The sequence below is a fragment of the Hymenobacter bucti genome (assembly GCF_042681145.1).
Taxonomy (GTDB): Bacteria; Bacteroidota; Bacteroidia; order Cytophagales; family Hymenobacteraceae; genus Hymenobacter; species Hymenobacter bucti.
The window spans coordinates 132,029-146,133 of sequence record NZ_JBHUFD010000019.1 but is presented as its reverse complement, the minus strand read 5'-3'; the positions used below and the strand labels follow the sequence as shown (position 1 = coordinate 146,133).

Annotated in this window: 9 protein-coding genes; all 9 read left to right on the top strand. The window is 59.8% G+C overall.

What is annotated here, in order from left to right:
- The first annotated feature begins 27 nt into the window (after nucleotides 1-27).
- On the top strand, nucleotides 28-1,245 hold the full coding sequence (locus ACFSDX_RS24380) for a DUF4861 domain-containing protein (protein ID WP_382318469.1): 1,218 nt from the start codon (nucleotides 28-30) through the stop codon (nucleotides 1,243-1,245).
- A gap of 67 nt (nucleotides 1,246-1,312) precedes the next feature.
- Nucleotides 1,313-2,608 carry a polysaccharide pyruvyl transferase family protein gene (locus ACFSDX_RS24375; RefSeq protein ID WP_382318467.1) on the top strand — a complete coding sequence of 432 codons (1,296 nt, stop codon included), beginning with the start codon at nucleotides 1,313-1,315 and terminating at the stop codon, nucleotides 2,606-2,608.
- Between the two features lie 42 nt (nucleotides 2,609-2,650).
- On the top strand, nucleotides 2,651-3,931 hold the full coding sequence (locus ACFSDX_RS24370; protein ID WP_382318465.1) for an MFS transporter: 1,281 nt from the start codon (nucleotides 2,651-2,653) through the stop codon (nucleotides 3,929-3,931).
- 74 nt (nucleotides 3,932-4,005) lie between these two features.
- Nucleotides 4,006-5,304, top strand: a complete 1,299-nt coding sequence (locus ACFSDX_RS24365; protein ID WP_382318464.1) for a polysaccharide pyruvyl transferase family protein — start codon at nucleotides 4,006-4,008, stop codon at nucleotides 5,302-5,304.
- A gap of 310 nt (nucleotides 5,305-5,614) precedes the next feature.
- Nucleotides 5,615-7,879: a glycoside hydrolase family 3 C-terminal domain-containing protein gene (locus ACFSDX_RS24360; RefSeq protein ID WP_382318462.1), complete on the top strand. Its 2,265-nt coding sequence runs from the start codon at nucleotides 5,615-5,617 to the stop codon at nucleotides 7,877-7,879.
- Between the two features lie 73 nt (nucleotides 7,880-7,952).
- Nucleotides 7,953-8,903, top strand: coding sequence for a ribokinase (rbsK, locus tag ACFSDX_RS24355; protein ID WP_382318460.1), 951 nt, complete (start codon nucleotides 7,953-7,955; stop codon nucleotides 8,901-8,903).
- 95 nt (nucleotides 8,904-8,998) lie between these two features.
- The gene (locus ACFSDX_RS24350) at nucleotides 8,999-9,994 is read left to right on the top strand and encodes a GRP family sugar transporter (protein ID WP_382318458.1); all 996 of its coding nucleotides are present in this window, start codon (nucleotides 8,999-9,001) and stop codon (nucleotides 9,992-9,994) included.
- Between the two features lie 68 nt (nucleotides 9,995-10,062).
- Nucleotides 10,063-11,646 (top strand): ADP-ribosylglycohydrolase family protein, encoded by a 1,584-nt coding sequence (locus ACFSDX_RS24345; RefSeq protein ID WP_382318456.1) that lies wholly within the window; start codon nucleotides 10,063-10,065, stop codon nucleotides 11,644-11,646.
- A 101-nt stretch (nucleotides 11,647-11,747) separates the two neighbouring features.
- Nucleotides 11,748-14,030, top strand: coding sequence for a beta-glucosidase BglX (bglX, locus tag ACFSDX_RS24340; protein WP_382318455.1), 2,283 nt, complete (start codon nucleotides 11,748-11,750; stop codon nucleotides 14,028-14,030).
- The last annotated feature ends 75 nt before the right edge of the window (nucleotides 14,031-14,105 follow it).

The window sequence follows — 14,105 nt, the reverse complement described above, 5'->3', positions numbered from 1 at the left end:
GCCGGTTCACTTAACATCCTCTACGCTATGCGTTTCCCTCTTCTTTTGGTAGCTACTCTGGGCTTACCACTAGCTGCCGGCCTGCTGGGTGCAATGCCGCCTGCTGCTCCTGGAGTGTCGGTCGCCGTGCGCAACCGGCTCAGCTTGAACCGCCGAGCGGAAACGGTTAGTCTACCGGTCAACCGCTTGACTGCCCTGCTGCAGAAGTATGGGGCGCAAAACTTACTGGTACGCGACGAAGCCGGCAAAATCCTCGTGAGCCAGACCTTGGATAACAACGGCGACGGGCAGGTGGATGAGCTCTTATTCCAAACCGATATCAAAGCCAAAGCCAGCCGGAAGTTCACGGTATCTGGCGCCCCTAATGGCGCTGTGCAACAGCCGAAAAGCCCTTACACTACCTTCTCGCGCCTAGTACCCGAACGCATCGATGATTACACCTGGGAAAACGACCGGGTGGCCTTCCGCACTTATGGCCCTAAGGCTGAGCAGCTAGCTGTAGCTAAAGACCCCAACGGCACCCTTACCAGCGGCATGGACTGCTGGCTCAAGCGCGTGCCTTATCCCGTTATCAACAAATGGTACGCCGGGCACGTGGAGCACCCCGGCTATTACCACCAGGACCACGGCGAGGGCTACGACCCGTACCACGTAGGCGACAGCCGCGGGTTTGCGGGTATCGGCGTGTGGAACAAGGATTCTTTATACGTCTCGCGCAACTTCACGAGTTGCAAAACCCTGGCCGCGGGCCCCATCCGGACGCTATTTGAGTTAACATACGCGCCCTGGCAGGCTGACGGGTGCACCGTTACGGAGAAGAAAATCATCAGCCTCGACCTAGGCTCGAACCTAACCCGTTTCGAGGAGCACATTTCGGCCGACCAGCCGCTGCCTAACGTCACCATCGGCACCACGCTGCACGCCGAGCCTAAGGGCGTGCAGGGCCAGGTGAAAGGTGAACCCAAACAAGGCTGGTTTCGCTACTGGGAACCCCTGGACGACGCCTACGTGGGCACGGGCGTGGTGCTCGCTCCTGAGCAAGTGCAAGGCTGGCAAGACCACCGTACCAAAGCCAAGGAGCAGAGCCACCTACTGGTAATGGCCACGCCCCGGGACCACAAGCTGGTGTACTACGCTGGCTTCGGCTGGACCAAGGGCAGCCAATTCAAAACGGTGGCAGAATGGGACCACTATCTGGCCGAATATGCCCAACGTCTGGCTTCCCCGCTGGAGGTGACGCCCTAGTTAGTATGACTAGCGAGCGCCGGCCAATCCCCACTATCAATCCAAAAATCATTTTCCAATCCCACCCATGAGCCAGCCTAGTACCACCCGGTCCCGCCGCGAGTTCGTGCAGCAGTCTTTGTCTCTGATGGCTTCCATGGCCATCACCAGCTGCGTGGGCAAAAAGTTTAACGCTAAATCCAAGACCATTCTCCTGCGTTCCTCCTGGCAGACCGTCAACATCGGGGACATCGGGCACACCCCGGGCGCCCTAGAAGTGTTCAAGCAGTCCCTGCCCGGCAACACTCGGCTTATTCTCTGGCCCTCGAGCGTGGACAACGGCGTGGCGGAAATGCTCAAGGCCTACTTCCCTCAGCTGGTCATCGCTGAAGGCACACTGGACGCGACTGGCAACCCGTCCACGCCCGCCTTGCGGGCCGCTTTCAAGGAAGCCGACATTTTTGTGCACGGGTCCGGGCCAATGGTCTTAGCCCAGAGCCACATGGAAGCCTGGCGTAAGCTGACCGGCAAGCCCTACGGTGTGTTCGGCGTAACCATTGGCGGGGAACTGGACGAGCGGCTGACCGATTTGCTTAATGGCGCCGCCTTTATCTACCTGCGGGATACAGTATCGCTGAAGCAACTGCAACAAAGAGGAATCAAGTCGCCAGTGCTGGCTTTTGGTCCGGATGCCACGTTTGCCATCCCGCTGCGCAATAAGGCAAAAGCACAGGCCTACTTAAACTCGGTTGGCTTGACGGACAAGCAGTTTATCTGCGTAATTCCGCGTTTGCGCTACACCCCGTATTTCAAGATTCATAACACCACTCCTACGGACGAAGAACTGCGCCGGGCGGCCATCTCCGCGCAGTTTGTGGAGCAGGACCACGCCAAGTTACGGGAGGTAATCATCGAATGGGTGCGCAAAACAGGCCTGAAAGTGTTGGCCTGCCCCGAAATGACTCACGAGATGGCCCTGGCCAAGCAGTACCTGGTGGACCCTTTGCCTGACGATGTGAAGAAGAACGTGGTGTGGCGCGAAACCTATTGGCTGCCCGACGAAGCCACGTCGGTGTACGAGCGGAGTCAGGTGGTAGTGAGTTTGGAAATGCACTCGCCCATCATGGCTTTCCAGGCCAACACGCCCGCCATTCTGGTCCGGCAGCCCACTGACACCAGCAAGGGCCAGATGTGGCGCGACGTCGGCCTAACCGACTGGATTTTCGAAGTCGACCCCAGCACAGGCGCTCAAATTGCCAGCCGGGTGCTGGAAATCCACACAAACTACCCGGCTGCCCTGGCCAAGCTGGGGGCAGCACGTGGCTTCGTCAAGCAGCGGCAGCAGGAAATGGCCGGCGAAGTAGCCAAAGTCATTCAGACCTAGCCAGCGGCGGCACTGCTGCGAACTCACTAGCTCCCTATTATTATGTCCGTTAGCCAATTGCCCAAGAATACGGAGGTCATCTCCGGCGAGAAACCATCCACCGCCCCGACGAAGCTGTTCTCAGCCGTCGTCGTCGTGGCAGCACTGGGCTACTTTGTCGACATCTACGACCTGATTCTATTCAGCATCGTGCGGGTCGCCAGCCTCAACGAGTTGGGCGTCACGGCGTCGACCGAGCTCACCAACCAGGGCTTGTTTCTCATCAACATGCAGATGGGCGGCATGCTGCTCGGCGGCATACTGTGGGGCATCCTCGGGGATAAGAAGGGAAGGCTATCGGTCTTGTTCGGGTCCATTTTGCTGTACTCGCTGGCCAACCTGGCTAACGGATTTGCGCAGACGGTGGACCAGTACGCCTGGCTGCGGCTCATTGCCGGGGTGGGCCTGGCGGGCGAGTTGGGGGCCGGCATCACGCTCGTGAGCGAGAGTCTGCCTAAGGAAAAGCGCGGCTACGGCACCATGATAGTAGCCACTATCGGGGTGAGCGGGGCTATGCTGGCTTATCTGGTGGGCCAGAAGCTGGGTTGGCGCAACGCCTACTTCGTGGGGGGCGGGTTGGGGCTGGCGCTGTTGCTGCTGCGCGTGAGCGTGTTCGAGTCGGGCATGTTCCAGCAGGTGCAGGCCCAGGGCGAAATAACGCGCGGCAATTTTCTAAGCCTTTTCACCAACGGGCCGCGGCTGGGCAAGTACCTGCGCATCCTGCTCATCGGCGTGCCGCTGTGGTTTGTGGTGGGCATTCTCGTCACGCTGGCCCCGGAGTTTGGGCGGGCGCTGAGCGTCACCGGGGAAGTCACGGCCGGGCTGGCGGTATTCTGGTGCTACTTCGGACTGGTGTTCGGCGACTTTATGAGCGGCGCGCTGAGCCAGCTCTGGCGCAGTCGCAATAAGGCGCTGCAAGTGTTTCTGGCGTTTTGCGCCACGTTGGTCGCGGTATACCTGTTTGGCTTGAAGGGCGCTTCGCCCACCACTTTTTACGCCGTGTGCTTCGTGCTGGGCATGTCGGTGGGCTTCTGGGCCTTATTCGTGACCGTGGCGGCCGAGCAGTTCGGCACCAACCTACGGGCCACGGTGGCCACCACGGCCCCCAACTTCGCTCGGGGGGCGGTAGTGCTGTTGGTGCCCGCTTTCAAGTACCTAAGCGGAGCTTTTGGCTTCGTGCCGGGCGCGGCAATGCTGGGCGCATTCACGCTAGTGGTGGCCTTTTGGGCGGTCAGCACCCTGCCTGAGAGTTACGGCAAAGACCTCAATTACGTGGAACAGTAGCAAACAGTAGCAAACAGTAGCACGAAGCTAAGAGCTACTACGGGGTCCTATTTGACAACGATTTATTGATTTTTATGATGCCTTCTCTCCCAAGCCGCCGCCAATTCATCAAGGCCTCAACCGCTTTATGTGGCATGTCGCTGCTGCCCATCAATGCCCTGTTAGCGGTAGCTCCCCGGTCCCGCCACATTCTGTTGCGCTCGGGCTGGCAAACGGAAAACATCGGCGACATTGCCCACACGCCCGGTGTGCTAGTTCTTCTGGAGAAGTATCTACCCGACGCCATCGTCACCTTCTGGCCGTTTTACGATTATCTGCCGGACCAGGAGGTAAGCATGCTAAAGCAGCGGTTCCCGAAGCTGCGCATCGCGCAGGGCAAGCTCGACGCCGCGGGCAAGGCTTCTACCCCCGAGCTAGAGGCAGCCGTTGCTTCCGCCGACTTCTTGCTGCACAACTCCGGGCCCTACATGCTAGCCTGGGCCGATGCGGAGGCCTTTCACAAACGCACGGGCAAACCGTTTGGGGTGTACGGCGTCACGTACGGTCACTGGGTCTTCGGAACCCAAGAAAAGGAAACGCTCAGCAAAGCGCAGTTCGTGTATTTCCGCGACTCGGTGTCTTTGGCCAAAGCCAAGCAAGACGGTGTCCACGCACCTATCATGGAGTTTTCTCCAGACGCGGTGTTTGCCCTGGATTTACGAAATGAACCGGCGGCAGACGCTTTCCTGAGGGCTCAGGGACTGGAGGCTGACAAGTTTCTGTGTTGCATACCCAAACAGCGGTACACCCCCACGTGGCTTCACGTGCGGAAAAACCGGCCGCTCGATGGGGGCAAAAACAACCGTAATGAGGAGATGAAGGACCACGACCATCTGCCCCTGCGCGAAGCCATCATCGCCATTACCCGCGGAACGTCCATGAAGGTACTAATCTGCCACGAGGACGAAACGGAAATGAGCATCGGCAAGGAATGGCTACTCGATAAGCTGCCGGCAGACGTGCAGAAAAAAGTGGTGTGGCTTAATCGGCCCTGGACCCTGGATGAGGCCGTTGGTATCTACCGGCGTAGCGCCGGGCTGTTCGGCAACGAGATGCACAGTCCCATTATGTGCATTGCCAACGGCATTCCGGCTATTGTAGTCCGTTGGGTCGAGCAGAGCAGCAAGGGCGTGATGTGGGAAGACATCGGCCTGAAGGAGTGGCTGTTCAATTTTGATTGTGAAGACGATACCAAGCGCTTCGTCCCTACCGTGCTAGCCTTGGCAAAGGACCCCGTCGCGGCCAAGGCCAAAGCCGTGAAGGCGCAGGCGTTTGCGCTCAACCGATTGCGCCAAACGATGGGGGAGGTGGTAAAGGCCAGCCAACCTGCTTAAAACGCCGCCGTCGCTGGCGCTTGGGCGGCGCTTGTCTCAGTAAGGTTAACCCACTTGGTAGCAAGCGCGGATTTCTATTAGTCAGCGCTGGTAATGGCTGCGGCAATCAAGCTCGGGTATATGACTTCCTACAGGAGGTTCATCTAATAATCGAGATATAAAAAAAATCCATTTTAAATCCAGCATTTCGCTTTCGGGTCAACTCTCCTGTGACCGGAACGGTGGGCTATTCTGCTTAAAAACGAGCCAGCCAAAGCCATAACCGGCTAGGCATCGGCAGCTCACCTCCACGCTTCTGCTCCGTATTTCCATGCAATCCCCACACTTCGCAACTCTGATGGCCACCGCTTTGGTTTGCGCCATAGCCACTACGAGTGTGGCGCAAACCAAGGTGGCTGCTCCCGCCAAGACGCCCGCGTCAGCCTCTCTTACGGCTCATGAGGCTAAAATCGAAGCCCTGCTCAAGCAGCTAACGCTAGAGGAAAAGGTGCACATGATTCACGCCAACTCAGCTTTCGCGGCCGGCGGCGTGCCACGGCTAGGCATTCCCGAAATTATGACTTCGGACGGGCCCCACGGCGTGCGCCCCGAGCAGGGCCGCAGCTGGAAGCCGGTGGACAGTCCCAGTAACGCCGGCACGTACATGCCCACCAACAACACGCTGGCTTCGACCTGGAACCCGGCTCTAGGCTATGCCTACGGCACCGTTTTGGGCCAGGAAGCCAATTTTCGGGGCAAAGACATCATCCTCGGGCCTGGTATCAACATCATCCGCACGCCGCTAAACGGGCGCAACTTCGAATACTTGAGCGAAGACCCGTTTCTGGTGTCGAAGATGGTTGTGGGCTACATCAAGGGCGTACAGGACCAGGGCGTGTCGGCCTGCGTGAAACACTTCGCCGTTAACAACCAGGAAACCCATCGCAGCGACGTCGACGTGAACGTGAGCGAGCGAGCCATGCGCGAAATCTACCTGCCCGGGTTTCGGGCGGCCGTGCAGCAGGCGGGGGTATACACGCTCATGGGGGCCTACAACAAGTTCCGGGGCCAGTACACTACCCACAACGAGTACCTGATGAACGCCATTCTCAAAGGCGAATGGGGATTCAAAGGCTTGGTGATAAGCGACTGGGGCTCGGTGCACGACACCCAAGAAGCCTTGCGCAACGGCACCGATCTGGAAATGGGTACCGACCTGGCCCTGGCGTTGCAGGGCACCGCACAAGGCGGGCAAGTCGGCGGGGGGCCCAAGCCTGTGTACACCCCCGCCCTCTACGAGCGATTTTACTTGGCTGCTCCCGCGCTCGAAGCCACCCGCCAAGACCCCAAGCTGGTGCCGCTCATCGACGACAAAGTGCGCCGCATTCTGCGGGTGATGTATGCCACCAACATGCTGGGCGGAACCAAGCGCCAGACCGGCTCTCACAACACCAGAGAACACCAGGCCACTGCCCTGAAAGTGGCAGAGGAAGGCATCGTGCTGCTGAAAAACGACGGCATCCTGCCCCTGAAGAAGACGGTGAAATCAATTGTAGTCATCGGCGCCAACGCCACGCGCGAAAACGCGGGCGGCGGCGGCAGCGGGCAACTTAAAGCCAAGTATGAAATCACCCCGCTGCAAGGCCTAAAAAATGCGTTGGGCACTGCCGCGACCGTCACCTATGCGGCCGGCTACAAGGTTGCCCGCGGCCAGCAGGCTGACCCGGCCCTAATTGCCGAAGCCGTGGCCGCGGCCAAAGCGGCGGAGGTCGTGGTGTACGTGGGCGGCTCTTTTCATGGCTACGACTACACCAATTGGAGCGACAACGCCTACGACGCCGAGGACACTGACAAGCCCGACATGAATATGCCATTCGGCCAGGACGAGCTGCTGCGCGCCGTGCAGGCCGCCAACCCCAACACCGTGGTGGTCCTGCTCGGCGGCGGTCCCATCGACGTGTCGGGCTGGATAAAGCAAACCAAAGGCCTCATAGAAGCCTGGTACCCCGGTATGGAAGGCGGCAATGCCCTGGCACATATTCTCTTTGGCAACGTGAATCCATCGGGCAAGCTCCCCTTCACTTTCCCCGTGAAGCTGGAAGACGCGCCCGCTCACAAGCTGGGCGAGTACCCCAGCACGCCCGGCAACCCGTTGAAGCAGACCTACAAGGACGACATCTATGTGGGCTACCGCTACTTCGATACCTATAAAGTGGCTCCGCAGTTCGCCTTTGGCCACGGCCTGAGCTACACCACTTTCAAATACGACAAGCTGACGGTGACGCCCGGCATCAAAAGCGCGACGGTGAAGCTGACCGTGACCAACACCGGCAAAATGGCCGGCGCCGAGGTGGTACAGGTGTACGTGCACGACCAGCAGGCCTCGCTTAAGCGGCCCGAAAAAGAGCTCAAGGGCTTCGAGAAGATATTTCTCCAGCCCGGCGAAAGCAAAACGGTGACCCTGACGCTGGATTCCGACGCCTTCCAGTTCTACGACGAAGGCAAAAAGCAGTGGGTGCTGGAGCCCGGCAAATTTGACGTGTTGGTGGGTAGCTCTTCGCGCGATATCCGCTTGACCGGCAGCGTGCTGTTGTAGGGCCCCGCTTTCTAGGACAGCCCACTTAAATCGACTGTAAATAATTGTTTGTCAGCTTCATTTCACCCAATCCATGAACCGTCCCATCTTAGTTATTGGCAGTGCCAACACCGACATGGTCATCACCACCAAGTACTTCCCGCGGCCGGGAGAAACGGTGTTGGGTGAGCAATTTCTGATAAACCCCGGCGGCAAGGGGGCCAACCAGGCGGTGGCTGCGGCCCGGCTGGGCGGGCAGGTCACGTTCATCACCAAGTTCGGCGCCGACCTGTTTGGCGACCAGGGCCGGGCGCAGCTGCTGCGTGAGGGCATCGTCACCAACTACATTCTATCGGACCCTGACCACCCCTCGGGCGTGGCCCTGATTACGGTAGACGAGCACGGCGAGAACAGCATCGTGGTGGCCCCAGGGGCCAACGCCACTCTCTCGCCCGCCGACCTGGACAGCGCCAACCAGCCATTTGCCGAGTGCGCGCTGGTGCTGATGCAACTGGAAATCCCACTGCCCACCGTGCTGGCCGCGGCCCGGATGGCCACTACTCTGCAGAGGCGCATCATCCTGAATCCGGCGCCCGCCCAAGCCCTGCCCGATGAGCTGCTCCGGCAGCTGTTTCTCATCACGCCCAACGAGTCGGAGGCTGAAATCCTCACGGGCATTGCCATCACCGATGCGATGTCGCTGGAAGCGGCGGCCCAAGCCCTGCTGGCTAAGGGCGTGCAAAACGTCGTGATTACGCTGGGCGGGGAGGGGGCGTACCTGCGCACAACTGCTGGGGGCCAACACCTGCCCGCGGTGCGCACCCAGCCCGTGGACACGACAGCCGCCGGCGACGTCTTTAACGGCGCGTTGGCCGTGGCCCTGACCGAGGGCGATGACCTCGCGGCAGCGGTGGCTTTTGCCAATCAAGCCGCCGCCATTTCCGTCACGCGGCTCGGGGCCCAAGCTTCGGCGCCGTACCGCGAGGAGCTTTCTGCCGAACGAGCCGTGCCAAGCGCAGCCGGAGCGCCCCACCCGCAGCTGTAATCAATGCCAACGCAACAAAGCGGTAGCGATGCTTCGGCAAGCTCAGCTTGAGTAACGCTTTCTCCCTTCAGCCCCCAGCACTCCTAACCCCCCTCATGTTCATCATCCAAACTTACCCGACAGCTGTGGCTTTTTGCCTGGTCACGATGCTGTGCTGGGGCTCCTGGGCCAACACCCAGAAGCTGGCCGCCCAGCAGTGGCGCTTCGAGCTTTTCTATTGGGACTACGTGCTGGGCATCGTGCTCACGGCCCTGCTCTTCGGCTTGACGCTGGGCAGCACCGGAGACGCCGGCCGCGGTTTTCTGACTGACTTGCGCCAGGCGGATATGGCGTCTGTGGGGCAGGCCATGCTGGGAGGCATTATTTTCAACGCGGCCAACATCCTGCTGGTGGCTGCCATTGCCATTGCCGGTATGTCGGTGGCGTTTCCAGTGGGCATCGGCATTGCGCTGGTGTGGGGCGTGCTGGTCAACTACTGGGATAACCCACTGGGCGACTCCGGGCGGCTATTTCTGGGGGTGGGATTGGTGGTAGTGGCCATTCTGCTCAACGCTTTTGCCTACCGACGGGCTGCGGCGCAGGCGCAAAAAGTATCGAGCCGGGGGCTGGTGCTGGCTGTGGTGGCGGGCCTGCTGATGGGCTTTTTCTACAAGTACGTGGCCGCGTCCATGTTTCCGGATTTTACGGTACCAGAGGCCGGCAAGCTCAGCCCGTATTCGGCGGTGTTCTGCTTCGCCGGGGGCGTGCTGCTCAGCAACTTTCTGTTCAATACGCTGCTGATGCGGCGGCCGTTTAGCGGCGCGCCGGTGAGCTACGCCGATTACTTCCGGGGCAGCGCCCGCAGCCACCTAATGGGCGTGCTGGGCGGGGCTATCTGGTGCGTGGGCATGGCCTTCAGCATCCTGGCTTCGGGCAAGGCTGGGCCGGCCATTTCCTACGGGCTGGGGCAGGGCGCGACGGTAGTAGCCGCCATCTGGGGCATTGCCATCTGGAAGGAGTTTCGCAACGCGCCCAAAGGCACGCCCTTGATTTTGAACGGCATGCTGGCCTGCTACCTCGCGGGCCTGATGCTCATCATCGCGGCTCACTAAGCTAGCGCAGCTTCTACCGACGGCCTTTTACTGCTGACTCCTACGCTGAATAAATTTCAATTTATCGCATGAAAACCTTACTATTCAAAGCCACTGCCATGGTGTTTGGCCTGGCCTGCATCGCCACTGCTTCCGTGGCCCAAGCGCCGGCCAAAAAGGTGGCCAAGCCCGCTGCGGCCCCGGCAGCCAAAACCCTAACCTTGACCAAGGCGGCGCTGCAAAACAAAATCAAGGGCGGCTGGGCCGGGCAGACCATCGGTGTGACCTACGGCGGCCCCATGGAGTTCAAATACAACGGTACCATCATTCAGGAGTACCAGCCCATTGAGTGGAACAAGGGCCTGCTAAAGAAAACCATGACCGACGACCCGGGCCTCTACGACGACATCTACATGGACCTGACGTTCGTGGAAGTGTTTGAGAAAGAAGGTCTGGACGCGCCAGTTGCCTCCTTTGCCAAGGCCTACGCCAACGCCGGGTACTACCTTTGGCACGCCAACCAAGCGGGGCGCAACAACATCCTGCGCGGCGTGATGCCGCCGCAGTCGGGCCACTGGCTCAGCAACCCGCACGCCGATTGCATCGACTACCAGATTGAGGCCGACTTTGCGGGGCTGATGTCGCCGGGCATGCCCAACGCGGCGTCGGCCATCAGCGACAAAATCGGGCACATCATGAACTACGGCGACGGCTGGTACGGCGGCGTGTACCTGGGCGCCTTGTACACGCTTGCTTTCACTTCCGACAACATTCCCTACATCGTGGAGGAGGCGCTGAAAACCATCCCCAAGCAAAGCAAATACTACCATTGCATCAGCGACGTCATCCGCTGGCACCAGCAGTACCCCAATGACTGGAAGCAGACCTGGTTTGAGGTGCAGAAGAAGTGGAGCGCCGACCTGGGCTGCCCCGATGGCGTGTTCAAGCCCTATAACATCGACGCGACCGTGAACTCGGCCTACGTGGTTATTGGCCTGCTCTACGGCAACGGTGACTTTACCAAGACGTTGAACATCAGCACCCGCTGCGGCAACGACGCCGACTGCAACCCCTCATCGGCGGGCGGTATTCTGGGCACCATCCTGGGCTACGACAAGATTTCGGCTTACTGGAAGCAAGGCCTGCAGGACGTGGAGGACATCGACTTCAAGTACACCACCACCTCGTTGCATAAGGTCTACGACATCGGCTTCCGGCACGCCCTGCAGATGGTGCAGCGCAACGGCGGCAAAGTGGCGGGCGAGCAGGTGACCATCAAGCTTCAAACGCCGGTACCGGTTCAGTTTGAAGAAAGCTTTGCTGGCCATTTTCCGGTGAAGAAAATAGCCGTCAATAAGCCGCTAAAAGACGAATACACCTTCGACTTCGAGGGCATTGGCTACGTGATGAAAGGCGAAACATCGAAGTGGTCGCAGAAGTCGGATTACGTGTTCCGAACCGAAGTATCCATTGATGGGCAAGCCCCCGTGCTGGTGGAGCTGCCCACCAATTTCACCACCCGTCTGCAGGAGCTCAACTACAAGTACCAATTGCCTAAAGGCAAGCACACTGTGAAGGTGAAGTTGCTGAACCCCAGCGCTGAATTCCCCTGCAACATTGGCGAGGTGATAGTGTACTCCGACCAGCCGGCCGGGCGCGTGGTAGTCAACTAAGACTTTTCAGGCCTGCCCCCACCCTGATTGGCAACCTGCTTCTGCTTAAAATTAAGATAATCTCACTGATGACCAGCCGTTTCGCTGTTTTTTTCCTGCTGATGGTCGGGTTGCTCCTGGCCCCGGCAGTCCGTGCCCAATCTGAGGCCTCGTGCCCCGTGGCTCTGCCGACTGACCCGAAGATGAAGCCGTTCATCGACGCGCTGATGACCCGGATGACACTGGAAGAAAAAATTGGCCAACTTAACCTCGCGGCCACCGGCTTCGACGTGACCGGGCCGGTGGTGAATAAAGACGTGCGGGGCAGCATCTCGCAAGGCCGCATGGGTGCCCTGCTCAACCCCAACACCTACGCCGCCACCCACGAGCTGCAGGCCCTGGCCTTGAAAACACGCCTGAAAATTCCGCTCATCTTCGGCTACGACGTCATTCATGGGTACCGCACCATGTTTCCGATGCCCCTAGGGCTGGCTGCCACCTGGGACCTAAGCGCCATCGAGCAGAGCGCGCGAATCGCGGCCGAGGAAGCCGCCGCCGCCGGCATTAACTGGGTGTATTCGCCCATGGTCGACATTGGTCGCGACCCGCGCTGGGGTCGCGTGGTAGAAGGCACCGGCGAGGACCCTTACCTGGGTTCGCGCATCGCCGAAGCCATGGTGCGCGGTTACCAGGGCCCGGATAATGACATGACTAAGCCCGCCCGCGTGATGGCCTGCCTCAAGCACTTTGCTCTCTACGGAGCGTCCGAAGCAGGCCGTGACTACAATACGACTGACATGAGCCGGCAACGCATGTTCAACGAATACCTGCTGCCCTATCAGGCTGCAATTAACGCCGGGGTGGGCTCGGTCATGTCGTCCTTCAACGACATCAACGGCCGGCCCGCCACCGCCAACCGCTGGCTGCTAACCGACCTGCTGCGCACCCAGTGGGGTTTTCAGGGCTTCGTGGCCACCGACTACGACGCCATCAATGAGTTGATGGCCCACGGCCTGGGCGACGAACAACAAGTAACTACGCTGGCCCTGAAAGCGGGCGTGGACATGGACATGGTGGATGAGATGTTCCCAAAACACCTGCCTGGCCTGCTGCAAAGCGGCCGCGTGACGCAGGCGGAAATTGACCAGGCCTGCCGCCGCGTGCTGGAAGGCAAGTATCGCCTAGGCTTGTTCCAAGACCCATACCGAGGCACGTCACAGAAGCGGGCTACTACTACAGCCTTGAAGCCAGAATTCCTGGCCGCCAGCCGTGACTTGGCCCGCCGCAGTTTAGTGCTGCTCAAGAATGACAAGCAGACGCTCCCGCTGAAAAAGTCGGGTACCATCGCCTTGATTGGCCCGCTGGCCCAGAGCCAGCGCGACCTGATTGGCTCCTGGAGCGCCGCCGGCGATTGGAAGAAGGCCGTATCGCTGGAGCAGGGCCTGCGCAATGTGGCTGGGCCCGCCGTGAAAATCACCTATGCCAAGGGCACCAACCTCACCGATGACCGCCGTCTGTTTGAGCAGCTGAATTCCAGCGGCGGTCAGCTCACTTTTGACCCACGCTCGGCCGAGGAGATGATACGCGAGGCCGTGCAGGTGGCGCAGCAGGCCGACATCATCGTGGCAGCCGTGGGCGAGTCAGCTGGCATGACTGGCGAGGCCACTAGCCGTGCCGACCTCGGCCTACCCGGTCAGCAGCTGGCGTTGCTCAAAGCGCTCAAAGCGACTGGCAAGCCGCTAGTACTCGTGCTCATGAATGGCCGGCCACTGACGCTGAGCTGGGAAGACCAGAACGCCGATGCCATTCTTGAAACGTGGTTTGCCGGCAGCCAGGGCGGCAGCGCCATCGCCGACGTGCTGTTTGGAGCCTACAACCCGGCCGGCAAAATTACGATGACGTTCCCGCGCGTGCTGGGTCAGGTGCCCATTTACTACAACTACAAAAATACCGGCCGCCCGGCCCTCGGCGACGCCAACGACAAGTATAAGTCCAGCTACCTCGACGTGCCGAACTCGCCGTTGTATCCCTTTGGGTATGGACTGAGCTACACCACGTTTGAGTACGGCAAGCCGGAACTCAGCACGACCACCCTCAAAAGCGGTCAAGGGCTAGAATTGCGGGTGAGCGTGCGTAACACGGGCGGTTACGATGGGGAGGAAGTGGCGCAGCTCTACCTCCGTGACATAGTGGGCTCCAGCACCCGGCCGGTAAAAGAGCTTAAGGGCTTTCAAAAAGTGCTGCTTAAGCGCGGGGAAAGCCAAACGCTCACCTTCCGCTTGTCGCCCCAGGACTTAAAATTCTATAACGACGACCTGCAATTCGTGGCCGAGCCGGGGGCCTTTCAGGTCTTTGTGGGCGGCAATTCGCGCGATGTGCAGCACGCCGCTTTCACGCTGGAGTAGGTCGAGTTCGTCCGATGCCTCCCAAGTCAACTACTTCCTACAAGCTTCCATTCACTTCACCAAACCCACCCACTG

Coding starts and splice junctions, on each gene's coding strand:
- ACFSDX_RS24380 (WP_382318469.1), top strand. CDS start 28: ATGCGTTTCCCTCTTCTTTTGGTAGCTACTCTGGGCTTACCACTAGCT.
- ACFSDX_RS24375 (WP_382318467.1), top strand. CDS start 1,313: ATGAGCCAGCCTAGTACCACCCGGTCCCGCCGCGAGTTCGTGCAGCAG.
- ACFSDX_RS24370 (WP_382318465.1), top strand. CDS start 2,651: ATGTCCGTTAGCCAATTGCCCAAGAATACGGAGGTCATCTCCGGCGAG.
- ACFSDX_RS24365 (WP_382318464.1), top strand. CDS start 4,006: ATGATGCCTTCTCTCCCAAGCCGCCGCCAATTCATCAAGGCCTCAACC.
- ACFSDX_RS24360 (WP_382318462.1), top strand. CDS start 5,615: ATGCAATCCCCACACTTCGCAACTCTGATGGCCACCGCTTTGGTTTGC.
- rbsK (WP_382318460.1), top strand. CDS start 7,953: ATGAACCGTCCCATCTTAGTTATTGGCAGTGCCAACACCGACATGGTC.
- ACFSDX_RS24350 (WP_382318458.1), top strand. CDS start 8,999: ATGTTCATCATCCAAACTTACCCGACAGCTGTGGCTTTTTGCCTGGTC.
- ACFSDX_RS24345 (WP_382318456.1), top strand. CDS start 10,063: ATGAAAACCTTACTATTCAAAGCCACTGCCATGGTGTTTGGCCTGGCC.
- bglX (WP_382318455.1), top strand. CDS start 11,748: ATGGTCGGGTTGCTCCTGGCCCCGGCAGTCCGTGCCCAATCTGAGGCC.